Genomic DNA, 18,052 nt, shown 5'->3' on the forward strand with positions numbered 1-18,052 from the left:
TCACAAAGACCTGTTCTTTTCGTAAGTCATATCCGCCGCTTCAAATGCGGCAAACCAATCCTATAACCGAATCCATTTCAGGCCATGAACATCCTGCAGCCTTAAAGAATGTCCGTCATGGCCGTTTTTCAATTCTATCCCCTTCTCTTCCACAGATATACGGGAATACCGGTGTTCCAGGCCGGCATACTTCCCTCTATGAATGTCAATCATGACACTGGTTATCGGCCTCCATGTATTGTTATTAACTGTTTCTGCCAGTAAATAATAGGCATCTAAAAACAGCAGGCCCCTTCCATACACCAAAAAGGGAAGAGCGACGTCCAGCAGCGGAAGTCTTGCCGAATAAATTCCATCTCCCCGGGGCGATACAATCGTCCGGTTCAATTCTATTTCGCTTCCGTAATAAGCAATAAGCGCATTTTGATCGCAAATATATAATGGAACACCTTCTTCGGCTACGTAAAATTTTTCCGTGTCCTCTTCCCTTTCTTCTGTTTTATTTTCAATTTTATTGACCGGTTTATCATGCATATCAATCCATCTCATCGATCTTTCGGTTACTCTCTCATATCAAATCGAGGTCAATCATGCCGATCCGCATATCTGCCACAAATCATATCCTTGTCCCCTTTTCTTCAAGCTTCCCTCTCCGGTCACCCGGCGATTTCCGCATCCTCTATGTTTCCGTTTTTATCCATACGCACAATGATGCAGTGTCCCCAGAAAATATCCCCGTCATCATAATACGCTTCTATTGATCCGTCGTTACGGAAAGCCAATTCGGACAAGGTGATCCGATCTGCAAATTGCTCTGCCGTGATTGGTTCCTCATCAGCATCACCCAGCCAGTCGTTCGCTGTGTCCAGCATATGACCGGCAGCATAGGCGCGAAGCTGCCGATCCAGTTCGGGCATATTCATTTCGTGCTTCTTATATGCGGCTAATGCAGCTTCACAGGTCTCGTCAGAACCTTCATCCGCATCTAAGGTAAAACCACAGTCCGGTGTCTTCATTTCGTACCATTTATACTGCCGGTTTAACAGAAAGTCTCCCCGCTGTGTGTGAATGTATTTAGGCTGCTGTAAATAGGCTGCCAGGGCTTCCAGCTCCTTCTGTCCGGCATCCCATTCCAGAACTTTCAGTACCAGGTACCGATTGTTCCATGACGCCACCCTATTCTCATCTAATATTTTGATTTTTGCTTTTTTGACTAAGAGCCTGTAAATCCCATACTGCTTGAAGTCATAGCCCCAGCCCGCTTCACGATCTGACGAAATAAGCCAGGTAAGAATCCCCTCACGCCGATCCAGCACCCCTGTTTTGCAGTCTACGGTAGCCTCCGTATAGACAAGAGGCCTGAGATAATCCTTCAAGTAAGCTGCGGCACCATTGGGCGCCTCTCGAAGCAGTGCATAGATTTCAATTTCTTCCTGCTCAAACTCCTCTTCAAATTCTTTTACACGTACAATACCCATAATGCCTCCTAATTTTTTAACAACCTGTTTTTATATAAGGATACCATATATTTTCTTCACAGAGTTTATAACCGGATTCCTATTTTATTTATATTCCTTGATTTCTTCTTCTGTCATGTTCAAAAGCCCGGCCACCCACATTCCTATGATATCGGAAAGAACGGGGTCACACCTGTATTCTTTTTCTCCATCCGGGTATGTACAGGAAAAAGCAGGTCCCCTTACAGCGGCTTCATAAAACTTCATAGCCAAACCTGCTAATTGATCGGGATTAAAAGAAAGAGATAATTTTTCGGCTATGGCACTGCGAATATTATCCCAGTCCCGATTCCGCTCTTTATAATCGTCTCTTACCTTTGACACATATGCCGCGCAAAAGGTATGAAGCAAAGTTTGATTTTCATACAGATATTTACAATCAAAGTCAGAAATACATCCGGCATGGAGCAGGAACGTCAATAATTCGTCCATATTTTCCGCTACTCTCCCGACACTGCCTTCACTGCTGATGAAACCGATACTGCCGTCTTCAAGAAAAACATATTCTCCTCCGCTGCCGTCACAGGCAAAAGCCTTGCATGGCATGGAGTAGGTTTCCTGATTTTCCGAAAACTGCACGTCCTGAAGCTGTTCATAAAAATAAATATCACATTCATGCATCAGCATGGTATTCAATTCTTTATTTTTTCCTATACTATTACAAAAGAAGCTGTCCATATATCCCTCTCTCCATACGCCTTACAGCGGATGATATTACTCAAAATATAAATAAGGATGCGCCTGTATCAGCGCATGCCAATCCCTGTCGTATTCTATAACACTTTTTATGGATAAGTATATTTATGATAACAACAATGGTCTATGGCATGAGCTGCAAGGCGATCATTACATACCCTGCCTGACAATTCCGGAGGAAGAAAAACATTCCATTGGCATATGGGAGCGGCGCAGGAAACGGTGCGACGGCCTTCTGTAACTGTTCTCCTTGTATCAGGATTATTATTTCTTGACCATTCATCAATTATTGGAAGTGCTTTCCTTAATCCATACCAATTATTCTCCAGCGGACTTTTATCGTTCAATCATTCTTCTTTGTTGTCTTTGGAATTGTTCCATCTGCTGCATAAAAAATTCCGATTCTTTTCTATCCGCGATGATATTTACACCCATTAACTTATTTAGTTTCTTCTCACGAAACCCATAAAAAACAGGATTCCGAACTTTGATGGTCAGCTTTAGGCAATTAAATGGGCGCTTTTTAAATTTTATTTGTTCTATATCTTCGAGTTTAAATTTAAAATGCAATACACTCCGCCCTCTGCTTCCATAAGTATAATATTTAACGATATTATTTTCGTAAATTTCTAATTTCACTCCATTTATGAAGAGATAATATCCCATAAACCATATAAGGAGCGGAGCGCCAACCAGTACTATTGCCATAATAATTTTATCTGAAAAATCAGTATTATAACTCATAAGATGATTCAGTATCCACAGAACAATAAAAGATAAAGATACCATGGATGAAAAGCCTATCCTATTAAATGTAGACTTATGAGGATATGCCAAGATAAGTTTTGGTTCATCCTGTAAATGATCTACTCCCATAATTTACCCTTTCTCACTTATCATTTCATTTTATTTATTATTTAAATCCTGATTTATCCATCACTAAAAACGGGATTTGTAAGGCTCTTTTTTCCTCTTTGAAGCCATTTTCCATCAAAGAAATTTTTTCTATTGCTGCTTTCGTATCGTGTAGCATAAAGAACGAGTCTAATGCCCTGAACACACAGATGATCATTACAACGTATAGTAATGCTGTCCCAACACCAAGCTGCACGGACTGAGTTTGATTTCATCATTTGCGTCAAAAATCTTACCATGGCGTTTCTTCACACGCTCAAAGATTTTTCCGGTTCTGTTATGGACAGTGAGCTGACCGTCAGGATTGGAACGCGCATCAGAAGCAGTATAAAACTTCAAGGGACTATGAATATTACATTCGTCCTCTTAATAATCCTTTAGAAAGAAATAACGGCAGGCAGTCCAAACCATTTCGCAATCACACCATACAGAACCCAGGGCAGGAAAAGAAACAAAGGTGTCACCAGGAAACACACGGCTTCAACTGCCGTTATGGCTGCATCCAGAAGCGCTCCGCCCAGATAGGCTGTATCCCAACTTTTTATGGCTTGATAGAGCACCAGGATATCTCCCCTGCTGTAAGACGAAGAGATGAGTTTTTCCCGGACTTTCCAACTGTAATGGTACACAATAATCTTCCACACGGAGAGTACTTCCAACGCAGGCAGGCAAAAGAGAAACAGTACCATCCAGAAAGAGCCTCCCCAAACGGCAATGCGGTTTATGATTATATATTGAAGTATATATATTTTAATTAACATAACCAGAAAGAACAGGGGAATCAGCAAAAAAATCAAGGGAATTTGAAAGAGTCGTTTAATGTCCATCATCTACACACCGCCCTTATGTCATCACAAGTTTTCAGAAGCATCACGGTTCTTTTATCAAATCCTGTACTTCCATGCATCCGCACAAGTGCAGCTCAGGAACACCAATTCCGTTCCTTAAAGCATTGGACCCCATGCTGCCGAAGCTCTTTCATCAGTAAATCCGTGGATAAATCAATGATGTGTTCATTGGTAATCCAAACTATATGTCCATAGTACACGCTGCCGTCAAAAGAAATCCACCGGCACCGATGACCATTCATTTTAATCACCCGTAATTCACCCACATAACCGCCCAGACTCCAACGGCCTTTTATAGGAAATTTTACAAATTGTACTTCTAAAATTTCATTCAGCTTATATGTATGAGCAAACAGTCCGTATCCTATGGTCAGGCTGTCTCCTTTGAAGCGGAGAACTTTATACCGTTCCCGCGCAGGAAGAGAGGAGATTTTCATTAAATTATACGTCGCGGCTCCTATACAGACAGCCGCTATCAGCATAAAAGCCAATAATACCGTTTCCATCATTCCATACCCCGCTGATAAACATCTTCTGCTGTCTCTTCAGCCCGTTTTTCCACTTTTTTCTGCCTTCCGTTATTTCCTATAGACAGAAGAAATACCATGTCTTTTTAACTCCTCCCGTAAATACGCTATGGTCCGCTCGATATCTTCTCCGGAATCGAGGATCGGGCAGAATTCTCCGGTGCGGGATCCGCTGTCAAACTGGAACGGTCCGCTTCTTGTCCCGTCTTTCATGATAATCAACATCTTTCCTGCATGAGCCCATGGAATGCGCCAGCTGTGCATGCAGGAAAAAATGATCGTTGCTATCTTATTCTTTTCATACCTGACAGAAAATAACGCACGGACAACCAGCTGATTTCCTTCTATGGTAAAGATTCCGGTGTGCAAATGAAATTTCTTCACTAAGAAATCCAGCATCCATTTAAAAATATACAGAAAACCAAAAATGAAAACCAAGCATTCAAACAATTCATCCATATAATGCCTCAAATCACAAGATAATTTACTTCTGTAAATAAGGCCTCGGAAATATCCGGCCGTTCCCTGAATCAAAAACAGGTACCAAGGGAATCCTTTACGCAGAAGGCTAACCTTTCATACCTGTGCGGATTGTCTCCGCCAGCCTGGCATACCCCGGCGCGCCTTTGTATTTCCGGACAGATGCCAGCAGCCTGCCGTCCGCATTTTCCTGCAGCCATAATTCGATACCGTCATATACATCATAATTGAACGTATTTTCATATGTTTCATCAAAATACAAATCAATCATTTTTTCCAGAGCGGCAGGAAGATCGCTTTGCGCCAGCGCTTCATACTTTTTCATTAATCTTTCCATTTCATCATACGCATCCGCCATGCTTTTTCCTCCTTCGGCCGCCGTCGTCCGGACACAAAAAAAGAAACGAACCTTCATTTCTTAGGCCGATCCCGCAAAACGGCTCCAGGCAAAAAAGAGAGCCGCGCCTTGCAGACTCTCTTTATATGTCATCATCTTATTCATTCTTGGAGCAGCATTTTCAAATCGTACCCATAACCGGCAGTGCGGTCACAGGCAGTCTTCTGCCAATCCTCATGAGCCGTGCCGTCCTTATGGAGGAAGTACCCGGAATCCAGGTAACGGATGATGACAAATTCCGAAGTGCTCTGCCCGAAACCGTCACCCCGTGAGAAATCAATTCCATGCCCTGTATTTCTGGTCATGACGGCTTCCAGCAAAGGAACGGTCAAAGCGTTCAGGGTAACGGTCATCTTCGGCATGTCAAAGAAAAATCTTCCTTTATCCGTAGTATAGATGCACAGATTGCTGATCGTACCGTTTGTAATGCATTTGACCCGGCGGATATCATGGATGGGGATTTCCTTTTTCCCATTTGTAATCACCCCTCCGGACAGGCGGGTTTCCCTCTTTTTAAAGTAAGAATAATCCAGCGGCAAGTCCAGTGTGTCCAGATTGTCCGGAAAATCATCAGTCAGCTTATGACGGGCAAAAGCGGTAATAATGGCTTTGGTCTCCCGTATATTATGGCCGCCAGAGGTATTGTACCGATCCGTATCCAGCTCAGAAGCCATATTTTTCCAGTTCCGGCCGCGGAAAATAAGGTTATAACTGATGTTCGAATTCAGGTAACGTAAAGGCAGAATCCCATTTACGTCTTCAAAGTCCACATCTTTTAAAACTTCCCCATTGCTGTCTTTATACAGCAGACCGTTTCTGCTGACCGTCAGTACATGTCCGTCTTTTTCTTCCAGAATGACGGGCTGCGTATCAAATACAGATATCATGTTTTTCCTCCTGTGCACCTATAACGTTTTCAAAATGATTTCTATGACAAGCCCATGATTTTATTCAGCGGGATAACTCCCCTCTGGTTTTTGATTATAGCATAAACATAACGGCAGCGGTATAAATCAGATCGGCCCGTTATCACTTATTTCAAGCTTTCTGCCCGCCGGTTCATAGCGGAGTATATAGCGCCTGCCGCCGGTAAATCGGACCGTCCGCTCCTGCTGCTTTCCCTTACTTGGAAAAGACGGTATATTCGACAGCTGGTGCCGCAAGGTATATCCCGCCATTTCCAGCCTGTGCTCCCCGGGAAGAATATATACGCTCTTTCCGACCACAACAGCCGCTTTCGATTTTTGAATCGGCACGCCGTCTACAGAAAGGATTACGGCGCCGACGGCTTTCAGGAAACCGCCGCGTCTTTTCATCCGGATAAGGGCATGAGACGGATTCCTTTTCCGCCACCGCCATGCCAGCACAATACTTCTCATGTACACAAGGATGATACCCAATATAGGCATGCCAGGCGCCAGTAAAAATGCTTTTTCCCGAAACCGGGTCAGCACAAAATCCAATCCCAAAAAGAGCAGGGTTATCAAGGTGAAAATGATGCCTCCTATTTTCAGCGCCTGCTTCCAGAAACTCTCTTCATAAGCAGAGCGGAGCTCCATGATCACCACACTCATATACACAAAGAGTATGGTCCCCGTTGCTATGATCAGGAACGGCAGAGATATGGAATTACTCATGACCTTTATTCTCCTTGGATGTTTTAAAATTGGAGAAGCTTTTCTCCTTCTTTGCCAAAAGCATTTTATACCTTTCTCTTAAATCAGAAGAATATACTTTCGGTAGGTCAGATTCTTTCACTGCCTGCCATAGGGCAGCCGCCATCCGCAGCGGATAACGAAATCCCGTGTTCCTTTTATCCCGGAAGAAATCTTTTACAAATCGGTTCCACTCACAAACCGATGCGTCATACTTTGCATAGTCCGATTTCCCCCGGTATACATCCAGCATATCCTGCATGGTAAACAATCTGTCTTCTTCCTTCTTTACTTTCCGCCATGCCGCCGCCATATCCGCCGTGAATTTAAAAGGCCTGGTTCCTGTCTGTTTCGCAAAATACTCCCTGAAAAAAGCGTTAAAGGAAAAACCGCAGTCCAAAAGCGGCGTATGTAATTCTATATCAGATACTTTTTTAGAAAGGCGCGGTACATCTTTCCTTTCCGCCAATTTTCCGCAAAAGTACTCTTCTATATGATGATTCAGTTCCTGTTTGGTTCCCCTGTATTCGATCCCGAGCCTTCTGCATATACCGGATAGTTCTTTACGGTACCAATAATATTTTTTAAACTCTTCATAAGAGGCCAATGTCTCAAAATCAGGCCGTTTTTCCATTGAATCCTCCTGAAAATAACGCTGACAGACAGAATGCACCTATCCGTATGATTGTCATTTTCCCTCATTAATATTGAATATCTTACGTTTCCTGTCAAATATAATTTGATAGCGTCGGCCGGCTTTCAGTGCAACGGTCTTTTCACACCGCCCCTCCTCCACAGGAAATGAAGGCCGTTTATAGCCATGCCTTGCTGTGTATCCTGCCAGCTCCAGAGTGTGTTCCCCCGCGCGGATATATGCTGTCCTTCCCGTAACAACCGCATCATTGGAATATTGAACGGGAACCCGGTTTATGGAAAGGAGCATGACGCTCCGCTCTTTCCACAACCCATAGCGGTATTCCATCCTGACGACAGCATATAAAGGATTTTGTTTACGCCACCTCCGTGTTTTTCTGTAAGTAAAAGCAAGCAATAAACCTATCTCAAGTACCGCAATTCCTGTGAGCCACAAAAGAAATGACGGCCCCGCTTTCGCCCATGACAGAAACAGATTAGAAAGTGCTCCTATCCCCAACATGAGAACAATAGAAGAAACTGCAGCCGCCGTTACGATTTTCCCCTTCCCTATCGGTTTCTGATAAGACGAACGTATAGGAAAGCAAAAAGCTGCCACGATGAGAAGAAATCCCCATCCCGCCACCAATCCCAAAATTTCCGCCGGTACGCTTGAAAACATCTCTCTCCCCTTCTTTTAATTCGCCGGATCCTTCCGCATCCCCTCTTCCACAAACGGATCCTCTGTCCACAAAACAAGCACACCGGCAACACTGCCGCGGCAAGGGACATGTAAAGGCTTTTCCTTTACCGCCCGGCCATCCATCTTACAAAAATCAGACTGGCCGCAGCCATTCCCGTAGCAACAGCGATCGTAGCCCCCATGGACAAAATAATGGAAAAATAGTAAAAGTCCCTCCGCAATTCGGGCACAATTCCGGAATCAAGGCGCTCGGACTGCCGGGCTTTCCACAGAATCCACCATCCAAGAGGCACACCGTTAATTACACCACAGACAATATACGCCAGAAGGAGAGCTGCCATCATGCCCACATCAGACTCATTAAAATACCACGTATTCATGCCGAGAATAACCGTAACGGCAAGCCATGCTCCCAAATCAATCTCTATCCGTTCTGTCAATGTCAGATTTTTCAGAAGCCGTCCGAGTCTCACCCGATATCTTTGCAGGGAGCGTACCGTATCCAGACCAACAAGCAGGACAGCAGTCAATACAGCGACGCTTCCCAGAAACCATTCCATACTGTCCATTCTGACGAAGCTCCTCTCATTGCCTGTCTCTCTTTACTATATGATTATCTTTGATAATGCTGCCCACCACGTCTGTTATATTTTCCGCCGCATAAGTTACACTGTCCGGATCATGCACGTAACAGAGAAGCTGCCCCTCTTTCCCCGCCTTTCCGGGCGCAAAGTCCAGCATCAAATAGCAGCTGTCACAATACTCCGCAAAGGGAAACCATTTCGTGTGAAATAAATACGGCCGCAGTCTGGCGTCCGCCATCCGCTCTATATCTTCTTTGGAAAAATAATCAGGAAAATCTGTCAGCAGTGCATCCCTGTTCTGAAAGTATCCCTTTACACGCCTTATCTGTTCTAAAGACAAGAGGGAAAATGCATACTCTCCTTTTCCCAATACGCAGGGCAGCATGCTGAAAAAACCGCTGCCGTTCTTATAGCGGTAAAGCTTTTTCCAGTCTTCAGGCAGAGAAACTCCATAGTCTTCCTCAAAGGTTTGAAGCTCCTTGTCCGAAGCGCCTTTTATTTCTTCATAAGCAGAAAAATATTCTTCCTCTACAGGATCATCCAGCCCCAGTTCTTCAAAATTTTCGCATACATATATCTCTATTGCCTTTATTTTTTCTATGAGATTCATCTGCTCCTCCGTTTCAGATACACCGCCGGTCTAACATATCACTCCAGGAAAATATGCCACCAACTCAATATGTCACTCAATGGAACGCCACCGATGAAATACGCCATGAATCCCCATATCACCCACCCCACTCCGTACAGAAGCACCTTGTAAAGATAGGGCGCCGCCAAAAGAAATATAATAACTACCCCTGCTATGATGACAATCTTTTTCATTTTATTTTCTGTATTCATTCCCCATTCTCCCTTCACGAGCCGGATCTATCATATCTTCCCATTTGATGACTCTCAACTCCCGCAGCAGACATAAAACACAGGAATCCCGTCAGGATTATCGATAAGCCCGTTCCCTTCGCATTCATGTCCTTCATACTCCATTCCTTCCAGAAATACATGATCCCCCAGCTCTTTATCTGCCATCAGGTTCTGTAACTTGAAAATGAGTTCCTGCAAAGTAAATGCTTTCCCGTTATCCGCTTTCAAATGTGCCATGATTTCTACCTGCCACATATCATTATCCTTATTTTCCTCTTTCAGATCATCTTCTTCATTCAGCCGTTCATTGTCATATAGCTGTGCCGGGCTCCGTATCCATGCTTCATAAATGACAAGGATTTCCGGTTCCTCCAATACAAACTCATCGGCCCTGCCCTCCGACCAGTCATCAGGATACCGTTTCGCCATATACATATTGAAGTCACGGGCAAATGCATCCGGTAAGTACTCCTGTTGGTTAAAAATCCATTCTATGGCTGAAACTTTTTTATACTTTTCCTCTTTTCCACTGCCCTCATTGTCCGGCCGCGCCTTCAAATAATAAGCACTTAGCCGGGGAAATGACGACGGATTCATCTTTGCCAGTTGAGTCAAATCCGGCCGTAAATCCATCATTTCCAGACACCAGTCAATCACTTCCGGCGTCTTACTGCCTGTGATCGCCTTTTCAATCATTTCAAGCGCTTTCCATTGGTACAAAAACTTCTTTTCCTGCAGACGCAAAGAAATAGCGGCATAGGCATAGCCGTACCGGTAATACCACTTGGCATCCCGCTCCTGTTCTTTGACCAAGTCCAGCGTTTCCATCGCCTTTTCAGGCTGAATACTGTTATTATAAGCAACGGCAAGCTGGTTCAGCAGTTCCGCACTTAATGCATTCGTACCGACAGATGTCAGGATACAGATGACTTCTTCCGGATCAAGAGATTTGATCCTTCTTATTTTTTCTTTTTCACTCATTGACAAAAAATCTTTAAGGTTTTCCATAATTTTCTTTCTCCGTTAAAATCCGGGGAATTCATTCTTTCTTTTATATACGGCGGCTTCCCGTTTCGGCGCATTCACACCAAACGACCGGAACTCCCGGCCCGAACAATTACGCTTCCGATTCTCCCGCAAAATGACTTTCTGCTTCTAAAAGGCGATATACCAGTTCCCCTGCATCATATAAATCTTTTTCTCTCAGGCTTTCACGATTGGTATGGAAATCTGTCATTCCCACACCGACCAGGACGGAAGGAAATCCTTTCACACAGAAAAAGTTCGCATCGCTTCCTCCTCCGCAGGGCGCTGTTTTTACAGCAAATCCCGCTTCTTTGCAGGCCATGCGGAATAAATTCATAAGCGGCGCGGTTTCTTCGATACGGAACGCGTCGTATTCTTTTACTTTTTCTATTTCCAGTGTGCCGGAAGGAAATGTCCCGGCGGCATTTTCAAAAGCGGCCACAATTTCACCAACCAGCTTTTCCAATTTTCCTTCGTCACGGCTCCGTGCTTCCGCTTCTACTACACAAAGTTCGGGGATTATATTCGTCGCGCGCCCGCCGGTAATCGTTCCGATATTGCAGGTTGTCTCTTCATCAATCCGTCCCGACGGGCACGAAGCAATGGCTTTTGCCGCCATGGCAATGGCATTCAATCCCTTTTCCGGTTCCATGCCGGCATGAGCCGCTTTCCCGTGAAATGTGAATTTCATCGCGTAATGCGACGGCCCTGCGGTGAAAACATGCCCTGCTTCCCCGTCCGCGTCAAACGTATAGCCGAAATCAATATCCTGCAGATATTTTTCTTCAATATTCTTTGAACCGACAAGACCGATTTCCTCCTGTACCGTAAAGATGGCGGTAACCTTCCCGTGAGGAATGAAATTTTCCTTCATCAGCGCGAGTCCTTCCAAAATAGCCGCCACGCCCGCTTTGTCATCGCTCCCGAGAATGGTTTCGCTGCGGGAACGGTACACGCCTCCCTCAAGAACAGGATCAATCCCCCGGCAGCATTCCACACAGTCCATGTGTGCCGTGAGCGCCACTGACGGAAGTCCTTCTGCATTTGCAGGAAAAACGGCAATCAGGTTGCCGCTGTCCCCCCCTTCTACGGAACCGTTATTGTCCTCAATGATTTCCGAGGCCCCCAGCGCTTTCAATTTCTTTTTTAAAAGATCGCACACGTCCCGTTCCCCTTTGCTGGGCGCATAAATGCGTACCAATTCTTCAAACGTTTCTCTCATTCTTTTTTCGTTAACCATGCTAACCTCCTGTGACATGTATTTATGTCTGTTGTAAAACTCATCCGTTATGAAGGAGCTCTTACTCTTCTTCGGACGCTTCCTTGTTTTCTTTTTCCTTTTCTTCCATCTCTTTCCTTTTTTCTTCCTCCAGCCAGAAGCCTTTCCGCAAAGCATGCTCCCCGAATTTTTCCTGTATGGCGTCCATCACTGCTGCCGCTTTAACCTGCTTTTCCCTCATAGTCGAAAAAAGATCCACCGTTTCCAGCGGCGGTGCCAGGTTGGATGCTGTCACCCCGATCAGGCGCACCCCCTCATTCATGTAAATCCGTTTTTTGAGTTCCAGCGCGGCGGCATATATTTCCTCCTGCAAATCTGTCCCCTCTTCCAAAGAAAGGGAACGCGTCACTGTACGGAATGAAGCAAACCGTACCTTAAGGGAAATCGTCCGTCCCGCCAGCTTGTGCCTGCGGAGCCGCTTTGCCACCACATCGCTGTGGATGGCGATCTGCCGGTCAATGTCTGCAGATTCCGTCAAATCCTTTTCGTAAGTCGACTCGTCTCCGATGGACTTAATCCGCCGTGACGCCTCTACAGCACGGTCATCTATGCCGAAAGACAGCCTTTGTATGAGAGACGCCTGGTTTCCCAAAACGGAAGCCAATTTTGCGAAGGGCGCTTTTTGTATATCTCCGATTGTCAAAAACCCCGCATTCCGCAATTTCCTTTCCGTCACATGTCCTACGCCCCAAAGACGGCGTACGGGAAGGGGCGCAAGGATTTCCTTTTCTTTCCCATAAGGGATGATACGGAGACCGTCAGGCTTATCCAGATCGCTTGCCAGCTTTGCCAGGAATTTATTGGGCGCGATGCCTGCCGATGCCACAAGTCCCGTCTTTTCCTTTATTTCCGCCTTGATGGCACGGCCTACTGCTCCCAGGGTTTCATACTTCCCGCAAAGACCTGAAATATCCATGAATGCTTCATCTAAAGAAAGCGGCTCGATTTCCACCGCATAATGCAGCATAATTTCATGGATTTCATTTGAGACGGATTTGTATACGTCAAAACGGGGCAGGACAAAAACGGCGTCAGGGCAAAGTTCTCTCGCTTTCACCGCAGGCATGGCGGAATGGACGCCGAATGCGCGGGCCTCGTAAGACGCAGTCGCCACCACGCCGCGGCGGGAACTGCCGCCCACGATGACCGGTTTCCCCCGCCATTCCGGATGATCCCGCTGTTCTACAGACGCATAAAAAGCATCCATATCCACGTGCATGATCCACCGCCTCATTCCCTCGCCTCCTCCGGTTTGCAAATATTTCCGTATTTCATCTTATGAAGAAATACGCCTGCTGTCAAACTGCTATCTTTACGGAAATGTCTGCATCGGTTAGTATAAATAGGAAGATTTAAATATATAAGTTAATCGATTGTCGAGGAGGTATCATGAAAGCACTCGTACTTTGGTCATCTCGCACAGGAAATACGAAAGCCGTGGGAGAAGCGATTTATGAAGCTCTTCCCTGTGAAAAGGAAATTTTTGAATCCGGCCGTCAGCCGAACGATCTTTCCTGTTATGATTTGATTTACGTAGGATTCTGGGGTTACCGCCAGGGCGCCGACATGCCATCAAGAAATGTCCTCTCTTCCCTCCATGGAAAGAAAGTCGCTATCTACGGCACGGCAGGCACCTATCCCGACTCTCCTGCGGCAATGAGCTACCTGAAAAGTTCATCAGAGCTGCTGGCAAAAGATAATATATTTTTAGGCGGTTTCATGTCACAGGGCCGCGTCCACTCCTTCCACATCGGAAAACGGAATGAGCATGCGGAAAAAGTCCACCCCATGACACCGGAACGTCTGGCGCGTTTACAGGAAGCAGAAAAACACCCGAATGAAACAGATTTTAAAAACGCCGCTGCATGGGCCTTAAAAATGCTGGAAAAAGCAAGCCTGTAAAATCTGTAAAACCGGGTAACCTTTTTCAAACGGGTATATACGTTTTCATTTTAATAAGCTGTTTTTCTTTCTTTTATAATGAAATAATTTCATACATATTTACCATGTCATCCATTCCTTAAACGCATTTCATTCCCATTTATTATGAAACTTTCGAATACATACGCTTTTATTTATTGACAATGCCTTTTATATCATTTACAATGGCTACATATTTAAATGTATCGATAGAACTGCTTGGAAATCTGCTTATGGAATTTCCGCGGAAAAGAGGATTTTATGGATTACGAACCGAGTTACAAAGAATTTGCCACCATTTTCAAAGCACTGTCCGACGAAACGCGTCTCCGCGTCATTGATATGCTTTCCTGCAAGGAAATGTCCGCCTGTGATATTCTCTCCAATTTCACCCTGTCCCAGTCTACACTGAGCTACCATATGAAGATTCTCATTGAAGCAGGCGTCGTTGATGCCAGAAGGGAAGGACTTTGGACGAAGTATTCCATCAACGATGATACATTCAACAGGATCATGGACTTCATGCCGGAGCTGTACAAGCTGAAAGATAAATGCATCTGCCGGCAGATTAAATACTGCAAGACACCGGAAGAATGCGGCGAAGGAAAAGATCCTTTTGGTAACTGAAAAGGATTAAGAGCCTGTAAAGGCTCTTTTTTTGTCTGCATAAACAAAAATGACCATTTTGTGAGAGTGCCCCGGCGCAGTAAATTTCCATTTCTGCCCAAATGACAGCAAAAATGAAAAAGACTTTCCTTTGACGGGAAAGTCTTTTTCATTTTTTATTTTGCTTTTCTTACTTTGCTTACAAGATGTTTCTTCACAGGCTTCGCAGGCGGTGCAGCATGTTCTTTCGTATCTGCCGGAGCTGCCATAACGTTTTCGTCAGTGTCTTCCTCTACCTGTGATTTCCATTCATCCGACACTCTGCCTGACTTGGCAAGAGAGTCCGACAGTTCTGCCACTGCCATGAAGTTGGCGCGGACACCGCTGCCCGTATTTTTATATTTGACCGCACGGTCTCTGTCGATCCCCAGGTTTTCTGCTTCCGCCGCGGCATCGATATTCGCGCCGAGGAAAATAAATTCCCAGCCCGCATTTTCCTGCCTGTCTTTGATGAGCTTCTTCACATCGGCATAAGTGTATTCTTTGCTGTCATTTTCCTCTCCATCGGTAATGATAACGAAAAGAACTTTATTTCCTTTATCTTTGCGGTGAATTCCCGACACCATATCCATCTTGTGGATCGTACGCCCCACAGCATCCAAAAGCGCCGTCATGCCGCCGGGCGTGTAATCCTTATCCGTCATTTTTCTGACATTCTTGAGTTCCCGTCGGTTATAAAGCATCTTATACTGATCATTAAAAAGAATGGTCGTCACATGGGCGTCCACGTCCAGTTTCTTTTCTTTTTCGATCATGGAATTGAAACCGCCGATCGTATCATTGGTCAAATCGCTCATGGAGCCGCTTTCGTCAAGGACAAGGACCATTTCCACATGGGATGGTTTTACTTCCTCCGCCGCTTTTTCTTCCGCCACAGCAGTCTGCCCGAAAAAAAGCGCCGCTGATAATGCAGTGATTGCCAATAATTTTTTCATAATTCCTCCTTATGTTTCAAAAAGAAATTCCTCTCCAATTCCTCTTCATCCATCACGGAAATTCCTTTTTTCATAAGCGCTTCGGCAAAAATACCGGCGCCCTTGATTTTCGTTCCCGTAAATGTGCCGTCATAAATTTCACGGACACCGCATGTAGGGCTCCGTGCTTTTAAAACCGCTAATTCAATTTCTTCACCTTTAATCTCCTCCATGACCTTTTCCACACCGCCGCGGTAGATTTCATCCACGTCTTTCCCATTTCTATCGGTTACTTTTCCGTTAACGATTTCCGCAGGCACCCGCGGACTTCCCATACCGGAAGAAATTTCAGGGCAGACGGCAATAACTTCCTTCCCTCTGCAAAACGCTGCCACCGTTTCATTGAAATTGCTTCCGCCGTCGTACTTGCACTTTTCTCCCAGCAGACAGGCACTGACCAAAATTTTCATATTGCTCCCCGCTGAATTTCTCTATATTTCTTTTAGTATACCAACTGACTTGAAATATTACAATTTTACGGCGGTACCATAAAAGTCAAACGCCGGTCGGTTTCTTTTTTATAACGGGGATAAGAAAAATTCTTTAGCCTCTATATAAAAATACAATGCAGGCTATCCATTTTTCATGAAAAACATGGTAAAATAATGATGGCATATTAACTTTATGACTCCATGCAGCTTAGTATGCAGCAGTATAAAATCAGAAAGCCGATTACAGAAAGGACTTTTCATGTCTGTCCGGTCATATTTACCGATCATTTTTACAGTGGCGGTTCTGTTGCCTTGCACCGCATTTGCCAATACCGCAAAAGGGACAGCCGTTATTATCCATAACAGCGTTTCCGGTATGGATAATCAAATCTTATATTCTTCTTTTTATTCCGCCGATGACGGCACCGATGAAGCGTCTACCGTATTTTTCAATGACGGGTTCGGCCGGCTTACCGCGTTTGAAAAAGAATATAAAGACGGCAGGATGACGATTATAATCCGTCAAAACATGAATATCGTCTGGAAAAACACATATACCGTCTCAAGCAATCATTTTTCCGTAGAGCGCATTGATACAGACGGCCATATCCTGTTCCGCATCCATGTAGGAGAACGGATCTTGGTCGGGGAAATTGACAGCAGGGACAGATGGATTATGACGGAACCCCAAAAAACCCCCCGTGATGAGACCATGATTCCCCTTGCTTCAGCAGGAACTGCAGAGCAGCCGTAACATTCCTGCGCAAGTTACTTACGTTTTTTACCGTAAATTCCGCTCGTGTACCCTTTTATTTCCTTTATAACCGTATGTGAGTTTTGTATAAACAGAGACAGGTGGTATCCATGAAAAAGCAAATCCATTTACACCCTGACGACCTGAAAAAAAGCGACCAGATGGGGCTGACGTATAATCTGGGGCAGGCACATAAACGCATGCTCCTGAAACAGTCTTCCATCATGAAGAAATACGGGCTCACCGCCCGCCAGGCGCTTATCATCGCCTACCTGTCCACACATAAAAAAGAAGTGGTCACCCAGAAGGTACTGGAAGATCACCTCCACCTGACCAACCCCACGATCACCGTCATGGTACGGACCATGATTAAAAAGGGCCTCATACGCAAAGAGCGGGTAGAAGAAGATGCAAGGAAATACCGCCTCTTCCTTACCGACCGGGCAAAAGAAGTGGAAGAAGTCAGCCGCAAAGAAGCCATCGCCTTGGACAGACGTTTCTACCAGGGCGTATCGGATACGGATATGAAAATCTTCCAGGGTGTTCTTGGAAAAATTTTGAAAAATCTGGATACCGTCTGACTTATGTCCATCAGGAACCGATTCACTTCGGTTCTTTTTTATTGCATTCCGCGGAATATGAACGGGGAATGGTAAAGCGTTCTGAGCCGTGCAAAGTCTGCTGTCATAATGAAAGGGGAACGTTAATCGTCATCCGAATAATAGATTCTTCACTCCGTGCCACGCTGCCGTTTCTCATCTTTCTCACAAGGCCTTCTTGCCACCGTTCAGAATGACGATTTTGGGAAAGCACGTCACTAACAACGGGGAACGGAAAGCATCATAATGACAGGGAATGAAAGGCGTTATCCGAAGCGAACGTGAAGGATCTATTACCGTGGTGAGGAAAATGGTAAGAAGATAAAAGCTATCAGCTGTGAGCTGTAAACTATTAGCCGTTAGCTGGCAGCTGTCAGCTAAAAGTGCTGAATGACGGCGGACGGTCAGGTGTCACCCGGAGCAATGACGAAGGCTTGCTGCCGTGATGAGGAAGACCATAAGACGTCAGCCGGAAACGAATGTGAAGGATCTATACCCGTGGTAAGGAAAGTGGTAAAAAGATAAAAGCTATCAGCTGTGAGCTGTAAACTATTAGCCGTTAGCTGGCAACTGTCAGCTGCAAG

General features: G+C 45.0%; 23 protein-coding genes and 1 pseudogene. 4 read left to right on the plus strand and 20 right to left on the minus strand.

Features of this window, described 5'->3' with window-relative positions:
• Positions 1–60 precede the first annotated feature (60 nt).
• From GCWU000321_RS05540 to GCWU000321_RS05630, 18 genes and pseudogenes are all read right to left on the minus strand, one after another.
• On the minus strand, positions 61–549 hold the full coding sequence (locus GCWU000321_RS05540) for a hypothetical protein (protein ID WP_007070132.1): 489 nt from the start codon (positions 547–549) through the stop codon (positions 61–63).
• Between the two features lie 107 nt (positions 550–656).
• Positions 657–1,478, minus strand: coding sequence for a DUF2262 domain-containing protein (locus GCWU000321_RS05545; RefSeq protein WP_007070133.1), 822 nt, complete (start codon positions 1,476–1,478; stop codon positions 657–659).
• 84 nt (positions 1,479–1,562) lie between these two features.
• Entirely contained in the window at positions 1,563–2,195 is a 633-nt protein-coding gene (locus GCWU000321_RS05550) for a hypothetical protein (protein WP_007070134.1), read from the minus strand.
• A 354-nt stretch (positions 2,196–2,549) separates the two neighbouring features.
• Positions 2,550–3,089 carry a hypothetical protein gene (locus GCWU000321_RS05555; protein WP_007070136.1) on the minus strand — a complete coding sequence of 180 codons (540 nt, stop codon included), beginning with the start codon at positions 3,087–3,089 and terminating at the stop codon, positions 2,550–2,552.
• Between the two features lie 416 nt (positions 3,090–3,505).
• Entirely contained in the window at positions 3,506–3,817 is a 312-nt protein-coding gene (locus tag GCWU000321_RS05565) for a hypothetical protein (protein WP_156777745.1), read from the minus strand.
• Positions 3,818–4,050: 233 nt separating this feature from the next.
• Positions 4,051–4,485: a hypothetical protein gene (locus GCWU000321_RS05570; RefSeq protein WP_007070140.1), complete on the minus strand. Its 435-nt coding sequence runs from the start codon at positions 4,483–4,485 to the stop codon at positions 4,051–4,053.
• A gap of 69 nt (positions 4,486–4,554) precedes the next feature.
• The gene (locus tag GCWU000321_RS05575) at positions 4,555–4,962 is read right to left on the minus strand and encodes a hypothetical protein (protein ID WP_007070141.1); all 408 of its coding nucleotides are present in this window, start codon (positions 4,960–4,962) and stop codon (positions 4,555–4,557) included.
• A gap of 109 nt (positions 4,963–5,071) precedes the next feature.
• A complete protein-coding gene (locus GCWU000321_RS05580) occupies positions 5,072–5,341 on the minus strand; it encodes a hypothetical protein (protein ID WP_040381363.1) in 270 nt (89 codons plus the stop codon).
• Positions 5,342–5,481: 140 nt separating this feature from the next.
• A complete protein-coding gene (locus GCWU000321_RS05585) occupies positions 5,482–6,267 on the minus strand; it encodes a hypothetical protein (protein WP_007070143.1) in 786 nt (261 codons plus the stop codon).
• 126 nt (positions 6,268–6,393) lie between these two features.
• Positions 6,394–7,017 carry a hypothetical protein gene (locus tag GCWU000321_RS05590; protein ID WP_007070144.1) on the minus strand — a complete coding sequence of 208 codons (624 nt, stop codon included), beginning with the start codon at positions 7,015–7,017 and terminating at the stop codon, positions 6,394–6,396.
• On the minus strand, positions 7,010–7,669 hold the full coding sequence (locus GCWU000321_RS05595; RefSeq protein ID WP_007070145.1) for an SAP domain-containing protein: 660 nt from the start codon (positions 7,667–7,669) through the stop codon (positions 7,010–7,012). Before GCWU000321_RS05595 ends, GCWU000321_RS05590 begins: the two co-directional genes overlap by 8 nt.
• A 54-nt stretch (positions 7,670–7,723) precedes the next feature.
• The gene (locus GCWU000321_RS05600; protein WP_007070146.1) at positions 7,724–8,350 is read right to left on the minus strand and encodes a hypothetical protein; all 627 of its coding nucleotides are present in this window, start codon (positions 8,348–8,350) and stop codon (positions 7,724–7,726) included.
• A 125-nt stretch (positions 8,351–8,475) separates the two neighbouring features.
• Entirely contained in the window at positions 8,476–8,940 is a 465-nt protein-coding gene (locus GCWU000321_RS05605; RefSeq protein WP_007070148.1) for a hypothetical protein, read from the minus strand.
• Between the two features lie 16 nt (positions 8,941–8,956).
• The gene (locus tag GCWU000321_RS05610) at positions 8,957–9,565 is read right to left on the minus strand and encodes an SMI1/KNR4 family protein (RefSeq protein WP_007070149.1); all 609 of its coding nucleotides are present in this window, start codon (positions 9,563–9,565) and stop codon (positions 8,957–8,959) included.
• Between the two features lie 38 nt (positions 9,566–9,603).
• Positions 9,604–9,798 (minus strand): hemolysin III, encoded by a 195-nt coding sequence (locus tag GCWU000321_RS05615; protein WP_156777746.1) that lies wholly within the window; start codon positions 9,796–9,798, stop codon positions 9,604–9,606.
• 54 nt (positions 9,799–9,852) lie between these two features.
• Positions 9,853–10,200 (minus strand): annotated as a pseudogene (locus GCWU000321_RS09880) (SMI1/KNR4 family protein); the annotation flags it as partial.
• Between the two features lie 736 nt (positions 10,201–10,936).
• Positions 10,937–12,085 carry a M20/M25/M40 family metallo-hydrolase gene (locus GCWU000321_RS05625; protein ID WP_040381366.1) on the minus strand — a complete coding sequence of 383 codons (1,149 nt, stop codon included), beginning with the start codon at positions 12,083–12,085 and terminating at the stop codon, positions 10,937–10,939.
• A gap of 61 nt (positions 12,086–12,146) precedes the next feature.
• Positions 12,147–13,358, minus strand: coding sequence for a DNA polymerase IV (locus tag GCWU000321_RS05630; RefSeq protein ID WP_007070153.1), 1,212 nt, complete (start codon positions 13,356–13,358; stop codon positions 12,147–12,149).
• 155 nt (positions 13,359–13,513) lie between these two features.
• Between GCWU000321_RS05630 and GCWU000321_RS05635 the strand changes: the two genes are divergently transcribed.
• Both GCWU000321_RS05635 and GCWU000321_RS05640 read left to right on the plus strand, forming a co-directional pair.
• Positions 13,514–14,026: a flavodoxin family protein gene (locus GCWU000321_RS05635; protein WP_007070155.1), complete on the plus strand. Its 513-nt coding sequence runs from the start codon at positions 13,514–13,516 to the stop codon at positions 14,024–14,026.
• 279 nt (positions 14,027–14,305) lie between these two features.
• Positions 14,306–14,671, plus strand: coding sequence for an ArsR/SmtB family transcription factor (locus GCWU000321_RS05640; RefSeq protein ID WP_022027794.1), 366 nt, complete (start codon positions 14,306–14,308; stop codon positions 14,669–14,671).
• A 155-nt stretch (positions 14,672–14,826) separates the two neighbouring features.
• On the opposite strand, the gene GCWU000321_RS05645 is transcribed toward GCWU000321_RS05640, so the two are convergent.
• Positions 14,827–15,645 (minus strand): vWA domain-containing protein, encoded by an 819-nt coding sequence (locus tag GCWU000321_RS05645; RefSeq protein WP_007070158.1) that lies wholly within the window; start codon positions 15,643–15,645, stop codon positions 14,827–14,829.
• A complete protein-coding gene (locus tag GCWU000321_RS05650; RefSeq protein ID WP_007070159.1) occupies positions 15,642–16,094 on the minus strand; it encodes a 2-thiouracil desulfurase family protein in 453 nt (150 codons plus the stop codon). Before GCWU000321_RS05650 ends, GCWU000321_RS05645 begins: the two co-directional genes overlap by 4 nt.
• Positions 16,095–16,374: 280 nt before the next feature.
• Here GCWU000321_RS05650 and GCWU000321_RS05655 point away from each other — a divergent pair, with 280 nt between their 5' ends.
• The gene (locus GCWU000321_RS05655; RefSeq protein WP_007070161.1) at positions 16,375–16,869 is read left to right on the plus strand and encodes a hypothetical protein; all 495 of its coding nucleotides are present in this window, start codon (positions 16,375–16,377) and stop codon (positions 16,867–16,869) included.
• 110 nt (positions 16,870–16,979) lie between these two features.
• Complete coding sequence (locus GCWU000321_RS05660; protein WP_007070162.1) at positions 16,980–17,450, plus strand: MarR family winged helix-turn-helix transcriptional regulator; 471 nt, start codon at positions 16,980–16,982, stop codon at positions 17,448–17,450.
• Positions 17,451–18,052 lie beyond the last annotated feature (602 nt).

It is taken from the genome of Dialister invisus DSM 15470, assembly GCF_000160055.1.
Lineage (GTDB): Bacteria > Bacillota > Negativicutes > Veillonellales > Dialisteraceae > Dialister > Dialister invisus.

Coding starts and splice junctions, on each gene's coding strand:
- GCWU000321_RS05575 (WP_007070141.1), bottom strand. CDS start 4,962: ATGGATGAATTGTTTGAATGCTTGGTTTTCATTTTTGGTTTTCTGTAT.
- GCWU000321_RS05570 (WP_007070140.1), bottom strand. CDS start 4,485: ATGATGGAAACGGTATTATTGGCTTTTATGCTGATAGCGGCTGTCTGT.
- GCWU000321_RS05645 (WP_007070158.1), bottom strand. CDS start 15,645: ATGAAAAAATTATTGGCAATCACTGCATTATCAGCGGCGCTTTTTTTC.
- GCWU000321_RS05555 (WP_007070136.1), bottom strand. CDS start 3,089: ATGGGAGTAGATCATTTACAGGATGAACCAAAACTTATCTTGGCATAT.
- GCWU000321_RS05630 (WP_007070153.1), bottom strand. CDS start 13,358: ATGAGGCGGTGGATCATGCACGTGGATATGGATGCTTTTTATGCGTCT.
- GCWU000321_RS05595 (WP_007070145.1), bottom strand. CDS start 7,669: ATGGAAAAACGGCCTGATTTTGAGACATTGGCCTCTTATGAAGAGTTT.
- GCWU000321_RS05550 (WP_007070134.1), bottom strand. CDS start 2,195: ATGGACAGCTTCTTTTGTAATAGTATAGGAAAAAATAAAGAATTGAAT.
- GCWU000321_RS05650 (WP_007070159.1), bottom strand. CDS start 16,094: ATGAAAATTTTGGTCAGTGCCTGTCTGCTGGGAGAAAAGTGCAAGTAC.
- GCWU000321_RS05615 (WP_156777746.1), bottom strand. CDS start 9,798: ATGAATACAGAAAATAAAATGAAAAAGATTGTCATCATAGCAGGGGTA.
- GCWU000321_RS05545 (WP_007070133.1), bottom strand. CDS start 1,478: ATGGGTATTGTACGTGTAAAAGAATTTGAAGAGGAGTTTGAGCAGGAA.
- GCWU000321_RS05540 (WP_007070132.1), bottom strand. CDS start 549: ATGAGATGGATTGATATGCATGATAAACCGGTCAATAAAATTGAAAAT.
- GCWU000321_RS05590 (WP_007070144.1), bottom strand. CDS start 7,017: ATGAGTAATTCCATATCTCTGCCGTTCCTGATCATAGCAACGGGGACC.
- GCWU000321_RS05640 (WP_022027794.1), top strand. CDS start 14,306: ATGGATTACGAACCGAGTTACAAAGAATTTGCCACCATTTTCAAAGCA.
- GCWU000321_RS05610 (WP_007070149.1), bottom strand. CDS start 9,565: ATGAATCTCATAGAAAAAATAAAGGCAATAGAGATATATGTATGCGAA.
- GCWU000321_RS05600 (WP_007070146.1), bottom strand. CDS start 8,350: ATGTTTTCAAGCGTACCGGCGGAAATTTTGGGATTGGTGGCGGGATGG.
- GCWU000321_RS05635 (WP_007070155.1), top strand. CDS start 13,514: ATGAAAGCACTCGTACTTTGGTCATCTCGCACAGGAAATACGAAAGCC.
- GCWU000321_RS05655 (WP_007070161.1), top strand. CDS start 16,375: ATGTCTGTCCGGTCATATTTACCGATCATTTTTACAGTGGCGGTTCTG.
- GCWU000321_RS05605 (WP_007070148.1), bottom strand. CDS start 8,940: ATGGACAGTATGGAATGGTTTCTGGGAAGCGTCGCTGTATTGACTGCT.
- GCWU000321_RS05660 (WP_007070162.1), top strand. CDS start 16,980: ATGAAAAAGCAAATCCATTTACACCCTGACGACCTGAAAAAAAGCGAC.
- GCWU000321_RS05625 (WP_040381366.1), bottom strand. CDS start 12,085: ATGGTTAACGAAAAAAGAATGAGAGAAACGTTTGAAGAATTGGTACGC.
- GCWU000321_RS05580 (WP_040381363.1), bottom strand. CDS start 5,341: ATGGCGGATGCGTATGATGAAATGGAAAGATTAATGAAAAAGTATGAA.
- GCWU000321_RS05565 (WP_156777745.1), bottom strand. CDS start 3,817: ATGGTACTGTTTCTCTTTTGCCTGCCTGCGTTGGAAGTACTCTCCGTG.
- GCWU000321_RS05585 (WP_007070143.1), bottom strand. CDS start 6,267: ATGATATCTGTATTTGATACGCAGCCCGTCATTCTGGAAGAAAAAGAC.